Annotated in this window: 16 protein-coding genes; 14 read left to right on the plus strand and 2 right to left on the minus strand. The window is 63.4% G+C overall.

The genetic code is table 11. The features are described 5' to 3' along the window. Positions 1 to 364 precede the first annotated feature (364 nt). Entirely contained in the window at positions 365 to 1,297 is a 933-nt protein-coding gene (locus Q0J54_RS01185; protein WP_296303464.1) for a flagellin, read from the plus strand. A 149-nt stretch (positions 1,298 to 1,446) separates the two neighbouring features. On the opposite strand, the gene rnc is transcribed toward Q0J54_RS01185, so the two are convergent. Beyond that, entirely contained in the window at positions 1,447 to 2,187 is a 741-nt protein-coding gene (gene rnc / locus Q0J54_RS01190) for a ribonuclease III (protein ID WP_296303465.1), read from the minus strand. Positions 2,188 to 2,434: 247 nt separating this feature from the next. Between rnc and Q0J54_RS01195 the strand changes: the two genes are divergently transcribed. The 7 genes from Q0J54_RS01195 (at position 2,435) to Q0J54_RS01225 (ending at position 9,644) form a co-directional block, all read left to right on the plus strand. Next, positions 2,435 to 2,776 carry a hypothetical protein gene (locus tag Q0J54_RS01195; RefSeq protein WP_296303466.1) on the plus strand — a complete coding sequence of 114 codons (342 nt, stop codon included), beginning with the start codon at positions 2,435 to 2,437 and terminating at the stop codon, positions 2,774 to 2,776. Positions 2,777 to 2,901: 125 nt separating this feature from the next. Next, a complete protein-coding gene (locus Q0J54_RS01200) occupies positions 2,902 to 5,541 on the plus strand; it encodes a TIGR03960 family B12-binding radical SAM protein (RefSeq protein WP_296303467.1) in 2,640 nt (879 codons plus the stop codon). A 57-nt stretch (positions 5,542 to 5,598) separates the two neighbouring features. Beyond that, on the plus strand, positions 5,599 to 6,213 hold the full coding sequence (locus Q0J54_RS01205) for a GDSL-type esterase/lipase family protein (RefSeq protein ID WP_296303468.1): 615 nt from the start codon (positions 5,599 to 5,601) through the stop codon (positions 6,211 to 6,213). Between the two features lie 9 nt (positions 6,214 to 6,222). Next, positions 6,223 to 6,453, plus strand: coding sequence for a hypothetical protein (locus Q0J54_RS01210; protein WP_296303469.1), 231 nt, complete (start codon positions 6,223 to 6,225; stop codon positions 6,451 to 6,453). Between the two features lie 262 nt (positions 6,454 to 6,715). After that, positions 6,716 to 7,234, plus strand: a complete 519-nt coding sequence (locus Q0J54_RS01215; RefSeq protein WP_296303551.1) for a CarD family transcriptional regulator — start codon at positions 6,716 to 6,718, stop codon at positions 7,232 to 7,234. Between the two features lie 264 nt (positions 7,235 to 7,498). Then, positions 7,499 to 8,749, plus strand: coding sequence for a transcription termination factor Rho (rho, locus tag Q0J54_RS01220; RefSeq protein ID WP_296303552.1), 1,251 nt, complete (start codon positions 7,499 to 7,501; stop codon positions 8,747 to 8,749). Positions 8,750 to 8,870: 121 nt separating this feature from the next. Continuing rightward, on the plus strand, positions 8,871 to 9,644 hold the full coding sequence (locus Q0J54_RS01225) for a PAS domain-containing protein (protein WP_296303470.1): 774 nt from the start codon (positions 8,871 to 8,873) through the stop codon (positions 9,642 to 9,644). 185 nt (positions 9,645 to 9,829) lie between these two features. On the opposite strand, the gene mgtE is transcribed toward Q0J54_RS01225, so the two are convergent. Then, the gene (mgtE, locus tag Q0J54_RS01230; RefSeq protein WP_296303471.1) at positions 9,830 to 11,371 is read right to left on the minus strand and encodes a magnesium transporter; all 1,542 of its coding nucleotides are present in this window, start codon (positions 11,369 to 11,371) and stop codon (positions 9,830 to 9,832) included. Between the two features lie 213 nt (positions 11,372 to 11,584). Here mgtE and nadC point away from each other — a divergent pair, with 213 nt between their 5' ends. From nadC to Q0J54_RS01260, 6 genes are all read left to right on the plus strand, one after another. Next, on the plus strand, positions 11,585 to 12,484 hold the full coding sequence (nadC, locus tag Q0J54_RS01235) for a carboxylating nicotinate-nucleotide diphosphorylase (RefSeq protein WP_296303472.1): 900 nt from the start codon (positions 11,585 to 11,587) through the stop codon (positions 12,482 to 12,484). 10 nt (positions 12,485 to 12,494) lie between these two features. Then, positions 12,495 to 13,556 (plus strand): quinolinate synthase NadA, encoded by a 1,062-nt coding sequence (gene nadA, locus Q0J54_RS01240; RefSeq protein WP_296303473.1) that lies wholly within the window; start codon positions 12,495 to 12,497, stop codon positions 13,554 to 13,556. Between the two features lie 115 nt (positions 13,557 to 13,671). Beyond that, positions 13,672 to 15,270, plus strand: a complete 1,599-nt coding sequence (gene nadB / locus Q0J54_RS01245; protein ID WP_296303474.1) for an L-aspartate oxidase — start codon at positions 13,672 to 13,674, stop codon at positions 15,268 to 15,270. A 41-nt stretch (positions 15,271 to 15,311) separates the two neighbouring features. Beyond that, positions 15,312 to 16,751, plus strand: a complete 1,440-nt coding sequence (locus tag Q0J54_RS01250; protein ID WP_296303475.1) for a hypothetical protein — start codon at positions 15,312 to 15,314, stop codon at positions 16,749 to 16,751. A 45-nt stretch (positions 16,752 to 16,796) separates the two neighbouring features. After that, on the plus strand, positions 16,797 to 18,548 hold the full coding sequence (locus Q0J54_RS01255; protein WP_296303476.1) for a hypothetical protein: 1,752 nt from the start codon (positions 16,797 to 16,799) through the stop codon (positions 18,546 to 18,548). A gap of 3 nt (positions 18,549 to 18,551) precedes the next feature. Then, positions 18,552 to 19,745, plus strand: a complete 1,194-nt coding sequence (locus Q0J54_RS01260; protein ID WP_296303477.1) for a class I SAM-dependent rRNA methyltransferase — start codon at positions 18,552 to 18,554, stop codon at positions 19,743 to 19,745. Positions 19,746 to 19,790: the final 45 nt, after the last annotated feature.

The following is a 19,790-nucleotide window of genomic DNA, read 5'->3' on the forward strand; positions in this document are numbered from 1 at the left end:
TGTAGAGGGGCCAGCCCCTCTCACCCCCTGCCCCCCGCCGGGAGGCGACCCGGCCCGGATGCCGGGCAAAAAACGGCAAGCCGAAGCGGGGTCACGACAAAAAACATTCATCCCCCCTGCCCCCCGGCCCGTCGCCGGGCCGTCCCGTCCTGATCGCGCCACGCGACCAGCCGCCTTGCGTCCGCCGCCTTGGGCAGCTTTTGCCGTTTTGCCGCTGAAAAATCGGGGATTTGGGCAAGGAAAAAATTTCCACCGGCAAATGACAACTTTCAACATGCTGAAATAAAACAGTTTTTATATTTTGGCACGCGAACTGCATTAAAGTGGGCACAGCTTAACTAATAACCACCGCAGGAGGTGTCCCATGTCTTTGGTCGTTAATCACAACATGATGGCTATGAACGTTGCGAGGAACCTGAATGCCCATTACGGCAATCTGTCTACCTCGACGCAGCGTCTTTCTTCCGGTCTCCGCATCAACAGCGCGGCTGACGATGCCGCCGGTCTGGCTGTCAGCGAACTCCAGCGTGCCGATATTGCAACCCTGCAACAGGGCTCACGCAATGCAAACGATGCTATTTCCCTGATTCAGGTTGCCGACGGCTCCCTGGGCATCATCGACGAAAAGATCATCCGCATGAAGGAACTGGCGGAACAGGCCGCTACCGGTACCTATGACTCCACCCAGCGCCTCATGATCGAATCCGAATATCAGCAGATGGCTTCGGAAATCACCCGCATCGCCAACTCCACGGACTTCAACGGCATCAAGCTGCTCGACGGCACCCTGTCCGCTCTGGATCGGGCCGACGGCAAGATCCACGACGGCTCCGGCATGACCAGCATCGGCGCCCTGAAGGTCCACTTCGGCACCTCCAATGACTCGGCGGAAGACTACTACTACGTCGTGATCGGCGATTCCACCGCCTCCGCTCTCGGTATCGGCAACCAGGCCTACCAGATCGTGAACGGCGAAAAGCAGCTGCGCGACGGCGGCACCGTGTCCACCCAGGAAGCCGCCCAGAAGGCCCTGAACGCCCTGAACCAGGCCATCATTTCCAAGGACAAGATTCGCGCGCACCTTGGCGCCATGCAGAATCGCCTTGAAAACACCATTTCCAACCTGAACATCCAGGCTGAAAACCTGCAGGCCGCCGAATCGCGCATCCGCGACGTGGACGTCGCTACGGAAATGACCGAATTCACGCGCCAGCAGATCCTTACGCAGAGCGCCGTGGCCATGCTCGGCCAGGCCAACTCGCTGCCTCAGATGGCTCTGCAGCTCATCGGCGGCTAAGCCATCTTTACATAGGCTGTGGCAGACCAAAGACGGGAGGTCCGGGGGGAATGTCCCCCCGGACCGGAACGGAAAAGGGTGTGTCGCGGGCCGTCGGTCGCCCACGTTCCATGCCGTGCATGGCAGGCGACGTGACAAGATGGTCGATATTACCGGGCCGTCGCCTGCGGCGGGACTTGCTCCGCCTCCAGCGCCAGACGCGCGGCCTCCTGTTCAGCCTTTTTGCAACTCGTGCCGCAGGCGGCATATTCCCTGCCGTCCGGCAGGCTCACCACCACCTCGAACACCTTGGCGTGTTCCGGTCCGTGGCTGGCCAGCAGGCGATAGAGGGGACGATCCCTGTAACGCTGTTGCATGATCTCCTGAAGGAGCGTCTTGAAATCCTTGTGCCGGGGGGAAGCGTCTTCCCGCTTCGGCCAGAGTGGAGAAAACAACTTGCGGACGCACGCATGGGCCGCCGCGAAGCCGCCGTCCTCATAAACGGCGGCGAGCACAGCCTCAAAGGCGTCACTCAGTACGGTATCACGATCTCTCCCCCCCTGCCGTTCTTCTCCGCGCCCCATGAAAAGCGCTCGCCCCAGATCCAGACTCCTCGCCAGCCGGGCAAGGCTCGGCGTGCTCACAAGCTGCGAACGCAGACGCGTCAATTCCCCCTCGCGCAGCCGCGTGAATCGCTCAAAGAGCTCCTTGGAAACGGCCAGTTCAAGCACGGCATCTCCCAGAAATTCCAGACGTTCATTGTGCTGGCGCAGCGATCCTCCCTCGTTTGCCCAGGAGCTGTGCGTCAGGGCCAGCGCCAGCAGGGAACGGTTCGCAAAGCGATAGCCCAGCGCCCTTTCCAGACGCCCGGCCACGACCTCATCCAGCATGTGCACCGAATTTTTTTTCATGGGCAGACGGTAGCTCAAGCCCTTGCCGCTGGCAACAAAAAGCCTTGACACATGCCCGCGCAACGTCTATTTGCTTGACAGCCACGACAGCGGAAGAGCTTCCCTCCCGCTGCCGGCATCGCGTTTTTCCGGGCGGCGCGCCTCCGCGTCATGAGGGGCTTTTTGCCTGCCCCGCATGTCCCGCCTGACGGCCGTACCCGGCGTGCACTCTCTGGCGGATGCTTCCGCCGTCTTCGAGGAGAAACTCATGGCCTACGATATCCGACTGATGAAGCTTGTCACCGGCGAACTGGTCATCGGCAAATATGATGCCGACAAGGACTGCCTCAATGAGACCGCCATCATCCAGAGCATCCCCACGCAACAGGGCATGCAGATGATGATCCTCCCCTACGGCTACCCCTTTGAACCCAACTTCGAAGGGACCATCGAGGGCAAGCATTTCCTGTACCGCTATGTCGATACCCCCAAGGAAATGCAGGACAAGTACATTGAAGCCAGCACCAACCTCACGGTGGCCGGCGGTCTCGGCAAGCTCAAGTTCGGCGGCGGCCCCGCCCCCACCTCCGGCGGTCTGGTGACGCCGTAACTCACGTCCGCGCCGTTCCCGCGCCGGTCCGCCGGAAGGGCGCAGAAAGGGAGAGCTCTCCCGTTTGCTGATCCGGGGCGGTGGCAACCGCCCTTTTTTCATGCCTCTTTCAGCCCGGAAATCCCATGCGACAACTGCTTCCGCTCCTGCCCCGCCCCAGCCGCCATGTCGGCATCGAAGAAGGCGCTTGCCGCAAATCGCCCGAATCGGTCAGCCTGCGGGTCGCGCTGGCCTTTCCCGATACCTATGACGTCGGCATGTCCTATCTGGGGCAAAAGATTCTGTACGGCATCGTCAATGCCCGCGAAAACTGGTGGGCCGAGCGCGTCATGGCCCCGGACCGGGAAAGCGGCGATATCCTGCGCCGTCACGCGGCCCCGCTCTGCACGCTGGAATCCGGGCTGCCCATCGGCAGGGCGGACTGTGTCTCCTTCTCCATCACCAATGAGCTTTGCTACACCAATGTGCTGTACATGCTGGATCTGGGCGACATCCCCCTGCACCATGCGGACAGACCCGACGACCTGTCCGCCTGTCCGCTGATCTTCGCGGGGGGCGGCGCGCTGCTCAGCGCCGAGCCGCTGGTCCCCTTTCTGGATTTCTGCGTGCTGGGCGACGGCGAAGAGACCCTCGTGGACGTGCTCGACCTGCTGGAAAAGGCCAAGGCCGCGGGCTGGGGCCGCGCGCGCTACCTCGAGGAAGCGCGCCACATCCCCGGCGTCTATGTGCCGTCCTTCTTCACGCCGCGGGCGGACGGCAGCCTGCACCCCCGCTTTGCCGATCATGCCCGCCCCGCCCGCCGTATCGTGGCCGACCTCGACAGCGCGCCCTACCCCGTGGAACAGGTAGTGCCCGTGGGCGCGGTGCACAACCGCCTCTCGCTGGAGATAGCCCGCGGCTGTACGCGCGGCTGCCGCTTCTGCCATGCGGGCATGGTGTACCGCCCGGTGCGGGAACGCTCGCTGGACAACATCGCCCGCCTGCTGGAAGACTGCCTGAACAAGACGGGTTACGACGAGATCTCCTTCCTCTCCCTGTCCACCGGGGATTTCTCCGCCCTGAAGACGCTCTCCAACCGGGTGCTTGACCGCTGCGTCCATGAACAGGTCAGCCTTTCCCTGCCGTCGCTCAGGGTCGGCTCCATCGATGACGACATCATGCGCCGCATGGCCGACATCCGCCGCACAGGCTGCACCCTAGCCCCGGAGGCGGGCAGCCAGCGCCTGCGCGACGTCATCAACAAGGGCGTCAGCGAGGAACAGCTCCTCCTCCATGTGCAAAAACTGCTGGAATACGGCTGGCGGCAAGTCAAACTCTATTTTATGATCGGCCTGCCCACGGAGACCGACGACGACCTGCTGGCCATCGCCGACCTCTGCCGCAAGGTACGCGACGCCGCCGGACGCGGCAATCCGCGCCTTCAGGTCACGGCGGCCCTCTCCCCCTTCGTGCCCAAGCCCTTCACCCCCTTCCAGTGGGTGGAACAGATCGGCATGGAGGAGATGGAACGCCGCGTCCGCCTGGTGCGCGAGGCCTTCAAGGGCCAGAAGTTCCTCAAGCTGCGCTGGCATGAACCGTCCATGAGCCATCTGGAAGGCATCCTCTCCCGCGCCGGGCGCGAACTGGCCCCGGTGGTGGAGGCCGCCTACCGCAAGGGGGCCATCTTTACGAGCTGGGTGGAAGAGTTTTCCCTCGCGCCGTGGTATGAAGCGCTGGCGGAGAACGGACTCGATCCCGCCGCGTACATCGCCGCCCGCCCCCAGGACGCGCCCCTGCCCTGGGATCATCTGGAAGCCGGCATCTCGCCCGACTTCCTGCGCCGCGAATGGGAGCGGGCCCAGGCCGCAAAAGTGACCGACGACTGCCGCTACGGCGCCTGCCGTGCCTGCGGAGCCTGCGACACCCCGGCCCGACCCTCACGCCTGCCCCATGCCGGCATACCCACGGATGGCGGCCCCCTGCACCGCAACCGCCTCATCTTCAGCCAGCGGGATCAGAGCGCCCACCAGCCGCACCGGGACGCCGAAGGACGCATCATCTGCCGGGAACGGGAAAAGAAACCGCCGCGGATAGCGCCGGAGCTCACCGTCAAGGCCGCGCAGTTTCGCGTCTGGCACAGCAAGACCGACGGCTGCGCCTACCTGAGTCAGCTTGAACTGCAATCCCTGCTGGAACGCGCCCTGCGCCGCGCCCGCCTGCCCATGAGCTTCTCGCAGGGTTTCCATCCGCTGCCGCTTATGAGTTTCGGGCGTGCCCTGCCTGTGGGCGTGGAGAGCCGCGCCGAATGGTTCGCCATCACCCTGCGCGAACCGCTCGCCGCGGCGGAAGTGGCCCGGCGGCTGCGGGATGTCCTGCCCCCCGGCATGGACATCCTGCATGTGGAAAGCGTGGACGGCAGCCGGCGTACGGAGCAGTCCGTGCGCGAGACCTTCCGCCTGAGCGTGGACGGCGTGGACGGCGCGACCCTTGCCGAGGTCTTTGCCCGCTTCGCCGGCGAGCCTGAACATCCGCTGACCCGCGAGACCAGGAAAGGCCCGCGCACGGCGGACATCCGCCCCCTGCTCGGCCCGTGGGCGCAGGACGGCGATGCCGTGACATTCACTCTGGATTGGACTACGCTGTATCTCTCTCCGGCAGTCTTCTGTCTGGAGGTCCTGGCCCCGCTCGGCGAGGCCGGCAGCCTGCGCCCGGTCATGCATCTTTGCAAGACGGAACAGCACTTCGCCGCCGATCCCCGCCGGGGGAAATCCGCCGGGAACCTGTGACGGCAGACGCCGTGCGGCGTCCCCCTCAGGGAAACGGATCCAAGGAGGATAACGGAAATGTCCCGCAATGTGACGGAAACATGGTTCTTTTACGGCGACTCGCTGACCCTCGGCGTCAATGACGACGCCATGCGGGGCGGCTGGGTCGGCCGGCTTGCCCGCATGGGCGGCGCGGCGGGCCTCTATGCCCTGCCGCCGGCAACCTTCTATAACCTCGGCGCACGCCGCCATACGGTCGCTGACGTGAAAGCCCGCTGGAAGCGGGAGTGGGACGCCCGTCAGCTCCCCGGCATTTCGCCGCATATCGCCTTCTGCGCCGGCGTGGTGGATATGGTGCCCGCCGACGGCAAGCCCGTCGCCGACGTCTGCGCCACCATGCTGGCCATGCTGCGTGAAGCGGCCGCCCTTGCGCCGGTCCTGCTCATCAGCGTGCCCCCGGTGGCCGATCCCGGCGTGACGGCCCGCATCGCCGACCTCAATCGCGCCTATGCCGCCCTGTGCGCCGAACAGGGATTCGGCTGGGCCGACGTCTTTGCCACGCTGAGCGAGTCGGCCGTCTACATGCAAAGCCTCCGCGACGGTACCCACGCCGCGCCGGAAGGCTGCGCAGTCATGGCTGAGGCCCTTTTTGCCCTGCCGTCAGTGCAGGCCTTCCTGACCCCGCAACACTAGGACATAGGCATGGGTTCCTGTCAGCCCTTTGAAGATGATGCCCCGTTCGCCGACAAGGTGAAAACGCTGGAAGACGACGAACTGCTGGAGATCTGGGAAGAGACCCAGCAACTTGCAGGCCTGCTTTCCCAGCAGATCAAGGCCGAGCTGCCGCTGGCCCCGGAATATGAGCAGCTCATCGTCGCCGAACTGCAATTGCGGCACGGCCGCCGCCTCTACGCCGGCGGTATGCGAAAATAGGCCGCGCCTCTTCCCCGCCGCAGGAAAGCCCCCGCCGCACATCGTGCCGGGGGCTTTCTTGCGAACGTGCGCTCCCGCCTGCCCGGGAGCCCCATGCCGCCAGACGTCCCCACACTTGCCGGCGACCATGCCGCATGACAGCAAAAAAAAATTTTTGCTGGACATCACTTTCTTGTGGCGCTATGATTTTTTAACAGTCGGGAAATCTCTTCCCGACCTTTCCCTTTTTGTCCTCCCACATATCAACCGGAAGTGGATGCCTATGTTTACCGCCGGTGAGCTCGTCGTTTATCCCGCGCAAGGGGTAGGAGAGATAGAACGCGTCAATAATCAGCAAATAGGCGGCGTCGCGTGCGAGCTGTATATCGTGCGTATCCGCGCCAACAACATCACGCTCATGGTCCCGGTGGCCAATGCGACCAATGTGGGGCTGCGCCCGCTCATCGCCGCCGAGGAGGCTCGCCGCATCTGGGGATCCCTCCAGTCCGAAACGCAAAAAAACATCCATACGGGCCAGAACTGGAACCGCCGCTTCCGCGAATATTCCGAACGTCTCAAGAGCCCCGACCTTGGCGTGGTGGCCGAAGTGCTGCGGGAACTTTTGCTCATCAGCCGGCAGAAGGACCTTTCCTTCGGGGAACGCCGCCTCCAGGAGCAGGCCATGAGCCTTGTCACCGGCGAGATCGGTGAAGTGCTCAAGCTGGATGAACATGCCCTGCGTGATGACCTCCTCCAACGCTATGCGCCGGCGTCCTCAGTGCCGGAAGCCGCCACCTGCTGATCCCCCCTTCCGTCAGCCGCACCGCCGCCGCAACGGCGTCTTGTCCGACGCCCGCGTAAAAAACCTGTTTTTTCCCTTGCCTTTTTTCCTGACTTACGCTAATCGCAAGGCACACATCTTTTTTGTTTTATCCCCTGCGATCCCCTCTGTCACATCAGACGACACCCATCGTGCCGTATTCCCTGTCATAATCTCATGGAAAAAAAACCTCGTAAGCCCGTTCGCAAAAAAAAGGCCGAGCCGGAACTCCTGTCCGACAGCACCCTGAGTCTTACCGATCTCAAAACCCGCAGCATGCAGGATCTCATGGAACTGGCGGAAAAATACGAGATCGAGAATGCCAGCTCCATGCGCAAACAGGAGCTCATCTTTGCCCTGCTGCAAAGCTGCGCCTCACAGAACGGGGCTATCTTCGGGGACGGCGTGCTGGAGATACTGCCCGACGGCTTCGGTTTTCTGCGCTCCCCCTTATGCAGCTACATGCCGGGCCCGGACGATATTTACGTCTCCCCTTCGCAGATACGGCGGTTTTCCCTGCGCAAGGGGGATGTGGTCTCCGGGCAGATACGCCCGCCCAAGGAAGGGGAGCGCTACTTCGCCCTGCTGAAAGTCACTGAGATCGGTTTTGAATCACCGGAAAACGCCAAAAATCTCGTCCTCTTCGACAACCTCACCCCCATTTATCCCGACCGTCAGCTCGTCATGGAAAATGGGGACAAGAACCTCTCCAACCGGGTCATCGACCTCATGGCCCCCATCGGCTGCGGACAGCGCGGCCTCATCGTCGCCCCGCCCCGTACCGGCAAGACAGTCCTGCTGCAATCGCTGGCCAATGCCATCAACGCCAACAATCCTGATGTCTACCTCATCGTCCTGCTCATCGACGAACGCCCCGAGGAAGTCACCGACATGGAACGCACGGTCAAAAAGGCCGAAGTCGTGAGCTCCACCTTCGACGAACCGCCGCAACGTCATGTGCAGGTCTGCGAAATGGTGCTGGAAAAGGCGAAACGCCTGGTGGAGCGCAAGCGGGACGTGGTCATCCTCCTCGACTCCATCACCCGTCTCGGGCGCGCCTTCAATACGGTCACTCCCTCTTCGGGCCGCGTACTCTCCGGCGGTCTGGACGCCAATGCCCTGCAGCGCCCCAAGCGCTTTTTCGGCGCGGCCCGCAATATCGAAGAAGGCGGCAGCCTGACCATCATCGCCACGGCCCTCATCGACACCGGCTCCCGCATGGACGAAGTGATCTTCGAAGAGTTCAAGGGCACCGGCAACATGGAGATCTATCTCGACCGTCATCTGGCCGAAAAGCGCGTCTTCCCGGCCATCGACATCAACCGCACCGGCACGCGCAAGGAGGACCTGCTCCTGCCGGAAGACGTGCTCAACCGGGTCTGGATCCTGCGCAAGATCCTTGCGCCCATGTCCCCCATCGACAGCATGGAATTCCTGCTGGACAAGATGCGGGGCACCAAGTCCAACAAGGATTTTATGAACGCCATGGGCAAGTAGCACTCTTTGGTGTGCAGTGGTGCATGGAACACCCGCCACGCGGTATTACGCTGTCAGCCTCTCCAGTCGGGAAAAATCGGGAAAATTGCAGCACGACAATATATGGAAGGAGGATTAATTTATGAAACCCATTATATTTTCGGAGGATGTAAAAAAAGTACTCGATATGATTCCCGTTGCCATAGTTGAGATTTCTTTCGGTGAGGGGATCACCCGTGATGCCAATAATGCCAATAATGCTTTTTACGCATTAACGGGCAGCACGCGCGAACAGTACATGGAAGAAGAATTAAGCGGAAATCCGCGCAATATTCTCCACCCCGATGACCTGGTTCCCGTTTTTGAAGCATTCAAAACCCATGCTGAACAGAAAGAAAGTTTTGATATCCAGTATCGCGTTATACATATGGATGGCAGCACGGTCTGGCTTGGTGTTCATGCCGCATACATGGGAACCAACGACGGAAAAGCCACGTTCCTTTGCACGATGCAAGTCATTACAAAAGAGAAAAGAAACCACGCCAAGCTCAGATACTATGTGTTACGTGATGCCGCATTCAAAAGTATGACGGAAAACATATATATGGAGTACAATTTAGCAACTGATTATATCGTTTTTTCAGGAAAATGGAATACTATCATGCGTAATAATACTTTTACTCGAGTTTTGGATAGCAACCTTGAAGATTTTCACTTTCTTCCTGAAAAATCAAAAAAAATATTTTTTTCCATATTGCAGCGAAAAAGCTATAAACAGAACATGCAGAAATCTTCTTCAATAAAATTTCTTACAAAGAGAAATGAAGAAATAGTATACTCCGCAAAAAGTGTCCACATTTCTCCGTCATTTATTCTCGCGGTGTTCAGTCCCCAAAAATACATAGAGCAGATTTAGAGAATTTTCGACATGCGTTTTGTTATGAAATCATGAATATTCCTTAAAATATAAGGTGAATAATTTTTCAATAATTTCCGCCAGTTAAACATAAAGATGGCCGATATTGTCCAGGTGTGAAGTACCCATGCCGTCTTGCATGGTTTTTTTCATTTTCCCTGACCATCTTTTTCGCAGGAAAAACGCTAAGGAAAAAGGAAGAGCGTCGCCAGTCCCAGAAAGAGGAAAAAGCCCGCGCCGTCGGTGATGGTGGTGAGGAAGATGCTGGAGGCCTGCGCCGGGTCGCGTCCCATAGCCCGGAAGATAAGGGGGATGGAGCCCCCGGCCACGGCCCCGAGCATCATGTCGCAAAACAGCGCTCCGGCCATGACCATGCCCACTTGCGGCACGCTGGTGAATATCCAGGCCCCCACAAAGGCCAGCAGGGCCATGATGACGCCGGTGAACAGGCCGATCTTGGCCTCGCGCAGCACGGCCAGCCAGGCTTTTTTCTGCTCGAAGCGGTCCGTCGCCAGTTGCCGGATCATGACGGCCAGGGCCTGCTGGCCGGTATTGCCGGCCTGATTGGCCACCATGGGCATGAGCACGGCCAGCGCGGCCATCTGGGCGATGCTCCCCTCGAACATGTAGACCACGGAAGCGGATAAGGCCGAATTGACCATGTTCACCACGAGCCAGGGCAGGCGCCTGACCACGCTTTGCAGCCACGGGGTGTCGACGCTTTCCCCGGGGTCCGCGCCCACCATGCCCTGCATGTCGGCGCTGGCCTCCTCGTGCATGATGTCCATGATGTCGTCGTAGGTGACGACGCCCATGATGTGTCCCTCGTGGTCCACAACGGGCATGGCCAGAAAGTTGTAGTGCGACAGCAGGCTGGCCACTTCGCCCTTGTCCATGTCGTAGGGGACGCTGACCACGCTCTGCCCGCGCACGGCGTCGCCCACCACGGTCCCGGGCCGGGCCAGCATGATGTCCCGCAGGGAAAGCACGCCGAGCAGGATGTCCGAAGCGTCCACCACATAGCCGTAGTAGGGACTTTCCTTGTCTTCCATCTCGCTGCGGATGTGGGCGATGGCCTCATCCACGGTCATGTGCTCCTCAAGCAGGATGAGCTCGATGTTCATGACGCCGGCGGCGGAATCCGGGTCAAAGTTGAGCAGGTTGCGCAACTCTTCGGAATCTTCCTTGTCCAGCTTGCCGAGCAGGACGTCGCGATGATCCTCGTCCAGCTCGTCCAGCACGTCGGCGGCGTCGTCCGGCTCCATTTCGGCGATGATCTGGGCCGCCACGTCGGCATCAAGGTTTTCGAGCACGTCCACGGCCACGCTGCCGTCCAGCTCGGCCAGCGCCTCGGCGGCATCCTCCTTGGCCATATGGCGCAGGGCGCAGACCTGCTTTTCCAGCGTCAGATTTTCCAGATGATCGGCAAGATCGGCGGGATGGACGAATTCGGCGTCGATCTCGTCGCCGTCGTCCAGACAGAAGTCCGGCATGGCGTAGCGATGCGGCTCATCGGCCGGTTCGGTCTGTTGCTCCGGCGTCGCGGCCAGTGGCGGCGGCACGGCGGAAAAGGAGGCTGTCGCCGGATCCGCCGCGGATGTCCCGGTCCGCTGGTCAGGCGTCGCGGCCTTCGGGGCCGCGTCGTCGCCCTGCTGCGGCGCGCCGGTCCCGGGCCGGAAAGGAGCGGGACGGCTGCCGGCTGCCTGCCAGTCCTTATGATCGTGCATACCGCCCCCCTTTGTCGCCTGATGTTGTGAAAAACGTCCCAATTCCCGCCCGGCCTTGACGCAGGCGGACAGGAACTTTATCAAGGAAGCATCATCGGTCGCCATACGCTGCGGACGGCCAGACCACCACGGCCGGCTTGCCGGGACATGGGGTGAAGCCGTCGCGCGACCGTCGGGCATGACTTAGCACGCACCTATGACAGGGACAAGCAAATGTTGACGCCTTGGGCTACTTTTTTCTCCGGTCGCGGAGAAGTTTTTTTACGTCGCGCCGTGGAACTTGCGCTGGAAGAGGACGGCCCCGACCTGACGGCCGAGGGGCTCTTTTCTCCCACTGATCCCATGCGGGCCGTCATCCGGGCCAAGGAGGACACCCTTGTGGCGGGCCTGCCCGTCATGGCGGACGTCTTTGCCGCCATGCGGGCCGACACTGTCCGCTATACGCTGCTGGCCGGGGAAGGAGAGCGCGTCCCGGCCATGACGGAAGTGGCCGTCATGGAAGGGCCGGCCGTGGTCCTGCTCAAGGCCGAGCGCGTCATCCTCAATTTCGTCACGCATCTTTCGGGCATCGCCAACCTGACCGCGCGTTACGTCCGTGAGCTGGAAGGCACGGGCGTCCGCCTGCTGGACACCCGCAAGACGACGCCCTGCCTGCGCTGGCCTGAAAAGTATGCCGTTCTCGCGGGCGGCGGCTGCAATCACCGCCGGGACCTGACGGAAATGCTCATGCTCAAGGACAATCACATCGACGCCGCCGGCTCCATCGAACGCGCGGTGGAGAAACTGCGCTCCGTCTACTCCCCCTGTCCGCCCATCGAAGTGGAATGCCGCACGCTCGACCATGTGCGTGAAGCCGTGGCCGCCCGGGCCGACCGCATTATGATGGACAACATGCGCCCCCCGCTGCTGGGCGAGGCGCTGGCCCTCGTGCCGCCGTACATCGAGACGGAAGTCAGCGGCGGCGTGACCCTGGAAAACATCGGCGAACTGGCCCGTTGTTCCCGTCGCGCCCCGGACTTCATCTCCGTGGGACGCCTGACCCATTCCGCCGTTGCGGCGGATTTCAGCATGACCCTGCAACAGGGCCGGGCCTCCGGGCCCGCCCTTCCTTAAGGAAACCCGCATGCACGATACCGCTGCCGCCATCACCGCCCTCAAGTCCCGGCTTGGTTCCCGAGTCTGCATCATGGGCCACCACTACCAGAATGACGCCGTCGTGCGCCATTGCGACATCACCGGCGACTCGCTGGAACTGGCCCGCCGCGTGCCGGACATCACGGCCGACCATATCATCTTCTGCGGCGTTTACTTCATGGGCGAATCCGCCGTGCTGCTGGCCAAGCCCGGGCAAAAGGTCCATCTGCCCGCGCCCGACGCCGACTGCGCCATGTCCCTCATGTCGCCGGCCGAGAGCGCCCGCGCCGTCCTGCGCCAGCTGCACGACGGCGGCCGCCGGGTCATCCCGGTGGCCTACGTCAATACCACGCTGGCTCTCAAGGCCGTGGTGGGCGAATTCGGCGGCGCGGTCTGCACGTCCGCCAATGCGCGTACCATCATGCGCTGGGCGCTGGATCAGGGACGGGGCGTCCTCTTCCTGCCGGACCGCCACCTGGGCCGCAATGTCGGCAAACAGCTCGGCCTCGGCCCGGACGACTGGCATCAGCTGGAACTGGGGGCCGACGGCCTCTCCCCGGCGGAACAAGACCCCGCCCATCGTCTCTGGAAGACGCCGCTGCTGCTCTGGCCGGGCTGCTGCCCCATCCACGACCATCTGACCGTGGAGCAGATCGCCGCCGCCCGGGCGGCCCATCCCGGCTGCCTGGTCATGGCCCATCCCGAATGCCGGCCGGAAGTCATCGACCTGTGCGACGGGGCAGGCTCCACCTCCTTCCTCATCGACGAGGCCGCCCGCCTTGCCGCGGAAAAACCCGGCAGCACGCTCATCGTCGGCACGGAGACCAATCTCGTGGACCGCCTGGGCCAGCGGCACGCCGGGAGCTGCACCGTCCTGCCGCTGGGGCCGGCCATCTGCCCCGACATGGGCAAAGTGACCGAAGACAACCTCCTTTCCACGCTCCAGGCCATCGAGGCCGGCACGGCCGAGGCCCTGGAAGTGGATCCGTCTCTCTGCCCGCCGGCCCGTGAGACCCTGACCCGCATGCTGGACATCTGCGCCGCCTCCTGACGGCGTTGTGGACAAGGCGTCATCTTTGCGGGGCATTGCCCCCTTCCCCGCCGGAGCGGCCGAAACGCCGCTCCGGCACGAGCTTGTAACCGCCTGCGGGCATTGAGGGACGATCATGAGTCATTCCCGTTGTCATGTGCCGATCCTGATCATCGGGTCCGGCGTCGCCGGCTGCACGGTCGCGCTCACTCTGGCCGATGCCGGCCATGAGGTCCTGCTCATCAGCGCCGGGGAGAACCTCGGCCAGGGCAATTCCGAACTGGCGCAAGGCGGCATCATCTACCGAGCCGCCACCGATGATACGGATGCCGAAGCGCACGCCCTGGAACATGACATCATGGTGGCGGGCCATCGCTACAATTCCCGCTCGGCCGTGCGGCAGCTCTGCCGGCAGGGGCCCGTCTGCGTGGACGAGATGCTCCTCGAACGCGCCCGGGTGCAGTTCGACCGCAACCCGGACGGCAGTTTCAATCTGACGCGCGAGGGAGGGCACAGCGCGCCGCGCATCCTGCACAAGGCCGATTATTCCGGCAAGGCCATCATGGACGGCCTGACGGCGCAGGTGGCGGCCCATCCGCGCATCACCCGCCTTTTCCGGCGCGCCGCCATCGACCTGCTGACCAGCCGCCATCACGATCGCATCACCCAGTACCGCTACAGCATCACCAACCGCTGCCTCGGCGCCTATGTGCTCAATGAGGAGAGCGGCGAGCCGGAAACCATCCTGGCCGACTGGACGGTGCTCGCCACCGGCGGCGTGGGACAAGTGTTCCTGCACTCCACCAATGCCCCGGACTGTGTGGGCGCGGGCATCTCCATGGCCGCACGCGCCGGCGTGGCGCTGGCCAATCTGGAATTCATGCAGTTCCACCCCACCGCCCTTTACGAGGAACGCAGCAACCGCCGCCCCCTCATCACCGAGGCCATGCGCGGCGAAGGCGCGCGCCTGCTGGACGAAAAGGGCCAGCCCTTCATGCTGCGCCATGACAAGCGCGGCGACCTTGCCCCGCGCGACATCGTGGCTCAGGCCATGATGGAAGAGATGCTGCACAGCGGCTCCCCCTGCCTCTTCCTCGACGTGAGCGGCGTCAAGCAGGATCTGCCCACTCGCTTCCCCACGGTGTTCAACCAGTGTCTGGAGGTGGGCATCGACATCCGCAAGGAACCCATCCCCGTGGTCCCCGCCGCCCACTACTTCTGCGGCGGCGTCCTTTCCGACGGCTGCGGACGCACCTCCATGCCCAACCTCTATGCCATCGGCGAATGCGCCTGCACGGGGCTGCACGGGGCCAACCGCCTTGCCAGCACCTCCCTGCTGGAAGGCGTGGTCTGGGGGGTGGCCTGCGGACGCGATCTGGCCAAACAGGTCGGCCGCAAGCACGGCGTCATCCCCAAGGGCCTTGCCGACGCCATCCCCGACTGGCAGCACGAGGGCGACGAACAGCGCGACGACCCCGCGCTGGTGGCGCAGGACTGGTTCAACATCCGCAGCACCATGTGGAACTATGTGGGGATCTCCCGCTCGGAACCGCGCCTGCGCCGCGCCTTTGAGGATATGCGCGACCTTGTGCGCCATATCCACGACTTCTACAAGACCACGCGCATCTCCCGCCGGCTGGTCGATCTGTTCCACGGCTCGCAGACGGCCTACGTCATCACACAGGCCGCCATGCGCAATCCGCACAGCCTCGGCTGCCATCATCGCATCGACTGACAGACGGAGGGGCGGCCCGGGCCGCCCCTTTCCTCCCCGCCATGAAAAAACTCCTTCTTGCCCTGCTTGTCCTGACGGCGCTGCTCTGCCTGGCGGCCTACGGCTTTCTGCATCAGGCGGAACAGCGCATGGAGCGGGCCGTACTGGACGGCCTGCCTCACCTTTTTTCCCGTCAGGGCCGGCCGGCAAGCGTTGCGGGACAGGTGGAAGCCTCCCTGCTGGCCGGGCGTATCAGCCTGCGGGATCTGGACATCCGCCAGCCGGGCGACGGACTGCGCCTGCAGGTCAGCGAACTTTCCGTCAGTCTGGATACCGAACATCTCCACGCCATATTGCAGACGCTGGAGCATGGCCATAACGTCCCCCCCGGCGAAGATCGCGGGCCGCTCGTGCTGGATGACGTGAACCTTCGGGGCGCGCGCCTGCAGACAGCCGACGGCGCCTGGAGCGCCCAGCGCCAGCATATCGCCCATCTGGAGATCTCCTCTTCCCTGCTCTGGGCGCTGGATCGGGGGACCGCCACGCTGGCGTCCTTCCGCAAGGGCGTGAGCTTTTCCCGCTACTCGGCGGACTTCTGCGATTACGATGCGCCCTCCCTGCTTGCCCCCCTGCGCCTGAGCATACGGGAACTGAGCGCCGACGCCCTTGCCGACGGCAAGCTGCTCCGCCTGAACGGACGGGAGATCACGCTGGACAGCGCCCCCTACATGGTGGAATGCCGAGTGCTGCGCCATGCCGCCCTCCCGCTCGCCGACATGCTGGCCGCCCCCGACATGCTGGCAAGTCTGACGCACAGCCTGACGCCCGCCTCGGTCGCCGCCCGGAACCAGCCTGCCGGCTCCCGCGGCGACAACGGCTGGAGCCTTGCGGATGTGCGCTGCCGGCTGGCGGATGCCCCGCTGTTCGCCATTGAACGGCTCTCCTGGGAAAAAGATGTGGACCTGGACGGCAGAGACTCGCACCGCCGCCTCGAAGGGGGCCGGCTCTACGCCGACGCCCTTGCCGGCGCGCTGGGTCTCGCGCTGCCCGCGGGTGCCGTCTGGCAGTGGGAAATGGACGCACAAAGCCATGTGACCGATGACGGTACGGAAGAACGCCTCACCTGGCGGAGCAGCCTGGCCGACGGCAGTCTTTCGGCTGTCATCCCCGCGGGAAACGCAGGCGTGCGCCAGCTGAACGTCCGCTATGCCGACAAGGGACTGCTTGCCCTGGTGGGCCTCAACCGGCCCGACGCCCTGCGCGATCCCCTGCGCCCGCTGGAAGCGTACCTGCCCGCGCCCCTGCCGCACCCCCTGCGCGAGGCCCTGCTTCGCCTCTGGCGGCAGCCCGGCACGCTGGACGTCCGCCTGCCGGACGGCGTCCTCTGGGACCCCTTCACTCCGCCGGCCGCGGGAGAGGAGCCCCCCCTCATCATCACCGTGGAGCCGGGAGCGGAGACGCTGCGCGCACAGATTGACAGACTGAAGAAAAAACAGAGATAAGAACAAAAAACAATCTGAACGATCTTTCCACAACAAGGCGGAACCATGAAACGCTCTCTGATCTTCCTCCTCATCCTGCTTGTCGTTGCCGGTGGTCTGCTTTATGCGGCCGATACCGTCATCCGCAGCCAAATCGAAGCCACCCTTCAACAGGCGCAGGCAGAAAAACAGCTCAGCATCAGTTCATGGGAATACGACTCCCTGTCCCGCCGTCTGGTGCTGCATGACGTCAAGGCCGACTTCTCCTCGACGGGAACCGGTGTCCCCTATCTGGCCCGGGAGATCCGGGGCGACATCAATCTGCGCGCCCTCCTGCACTCCATCCCGCAGCTGGACTTCCTGCTGCCCGCCCAGGGCTATCTGACCATGCTGGATGCCTGGCAGGGGACGAACGTCTCCCATGACAGCTCATCGCCTGACGCCGGGGACTGCCGCCTGAGCGTCGCCCGCATGGAGGGGGAAGGGCTGGCCATCCCCGTAGCACAGTTCAAGAAACTGCGGGACGGCACGGAAACGCCGGACAATGCGCTGCGCCAGGGCGTCACCCGTTCCCTCGTGCTGGAAAACGTCGCTTTCACCTTCCGGCAGCCGCACCAGCCGACATATGAGATGACGCTGGGCAAGGGCAGGCTGGAAAAATGGGACATGCAGGGCGGCATAGGCAGCATCTACCTGGAAAAATGCGCCCTGCGGCAGGAAGACAGCCTTGCTCTGCAACTGGGCACGCTGACGATGACCGATCTTGTGCCTCAGGCGATGGAAAAGCTTGGCTCCCTGAAGGATATGGCGCAGGTGTGGGATACCTTCATTGAGGACATCCCCTTTACCTCGCTTGCCGTCACGGATGCGGAAATGCGGCAACCCACCGATACGTTCGTGCTGGGAGGACTCGACATCGTCCGCGCCGAAGGCCCCCGCCGCCTGAAGCAGCTCGCCTTCCGCAAGATGCGGCTGGAGGGGAACGGCGGCGAAGGTTCTGCCAGCATACGTCTTGTCGACTACGCCATGCGGGATCTTGTCCTTCCTGACAGCGCGCTGGCGAAGGAATTCCTGCTTGCCGTGGAGGATCCCCGACTTTTTGAAGCCTTCCTGGCCAGCCATGCCCCGGACAAGCCCTTCTTTTCCCACATGCTGCTCAAAGATGCGGACTGCGGACTGGGCGGCATATCCGTCTCTCTGGAGCTGCTGGACACCACCTGGGCGCTGGAGGGAGACACCCAGACCCTGGTCAGCACCATACGCAATTTTCTCATCCCCGAATCGATGCTCCAGGCCATGCCCCTCCCCTTCGCGCTTCCCGGCCTGAAGGATATCCGCCTCAGCATGTCCAGCACGCAGACTCTCACCAACGGGGAATCCCGGCATTCGGGCAAGATCGTGGCGGACTCCCTCTGCGAGCTGGCGTATCAGCATGAAGCGCAGGGCAAGAGCGTGCTTGGCCCCTGGACGACCCTGCGCCATCTGGATAGCCGGCTGACGGACAAGGGGCTCATGGCCATCATCGCTCTCAACATCGCCCCCGACCCGGCCGTCGCCCAGATGGGCATGGAGACCCTGGCTCAGGTGGTCGCCGAAAACCTCCCCAACGGCAGAGAAGCCCTGCCCGCCCTCAGGACCTTCATCGCCACGCCCGGTGAGCTGAGACTGAGCATCACCGGCGACGACTGGATCCCCATCCAGGGCGACGATCCCCTGTGGCTGCTGCAACTTGCGCCGCGTCTGCGCCTTGATGCCACACCGGGCAAGAATTCGCTGGCCGACCTTGTCGCGGCCCAGCAGGCAAAGGCGGGAAACTGACCGATGCAGACCCTCTGGCTCAACAAGGGTGAGGATCGCCGCCTGCGGGCAGGACACCTCTGGGTGTTCGGCAATGAGGTGGACAGCGGGAAGAGCCCTCTTTCCGCCTTCACGCCCGGAGAATCCGCCACCGTGCGGGATGCCCGCGGCGGCGTCATCGGCAGCGCCTATGTCAACCCGCATTCGCTCATCTGCGCCCGCCTCTACAGCCGTGCCCCGGATACGGAACTTGACGCCGATCTGCTGCGGCAGCGCCTGCGGGCGGCGCTGGAACTGCGCGAGCGCCTTTTTGACCACCCCTTCTACCGCCTCTGCCACGGGGAAGGGGATCTGCTGCCCGGGCTGGTCATCGACCGTTTCGGCGATCATCTGACCCTGCAACTGGGCACGGCCGGCATGGAGGCACGGCGGGAGGCCGTCGCCGCCTGTCTGGAAGAGCTGATCCATCCGGCCTCCCTGCTCTGGGACAATGACCTGGCCTCCCGCTCGCTGGAAGGGCTCGCCCGCGAAAACGTGCTGGACGGCCCCGTCCCCCGGCGGCTGGAGCTGCCCGAAAACGGCTGCACCTTCACCGCGCCCCTGCTGGACGGACAGAAGACCGGCTGGTTTTACGATCAGCGCGCCAACCGGCAGGAGGCCGCGCGTTACGCCGCGGGCGCGGACGTGCTGGACATCTTCTGCTATGCCGGCGGCTTCGGCGCCACGGCGGCCGCGCGAGGGGCCCGTTCCGTGACCTTTCTTGACGCGTCGCCGCAGGCCGTGGAGCTGGCCGGCCTCAATGCCGCCCGCAATGCGCCCCGTCTGGCCGACGACGCGGCCATCCATACCCTGTGCGGCGATGCCTTTGAGCTGCTGCGCGAGCTGCACGACAGCGGCAGGCGCTTTTCCCTCATCTGCCTTGATCCGCCCGCCTTCATCAAGCGCCGCAAGGATATGGCGCAGGGGCTGGCCGCCTACCGCAAGATCAATGCGCTTGCCCTGCGACTGCTGGCTCCGGGCGGGGTCATCGCCAGTTGCTCCTGTTCGCACCACTTGCCGGCCGACGAGCTGCGCCGCTGTCTGGGCCTGGCCGCCGCACGCCGGAAGACCGCCCTGCGGCTGCTCCTTGCCGGCGGTCAGGGGCCGGATCATCCCATCCATGTCGCCATGCCGGAAACGGCGTATCTCAAATGCTTCATTGCCCAGCGCGCCGACTGAGGCGGTCGCGCCTTGCCATCAACGCCCGGCGTACTGCCGGGCCCG

It is taken from the genome of uncultured Desulfovibrio sp., assembly GCF_944324935.1.
GTDB lineage: Bacteria > Desulfobacterota > Desulfovibrionia > Desulfovibrionales > Desulfovibrionaceae > Desulfovibrio.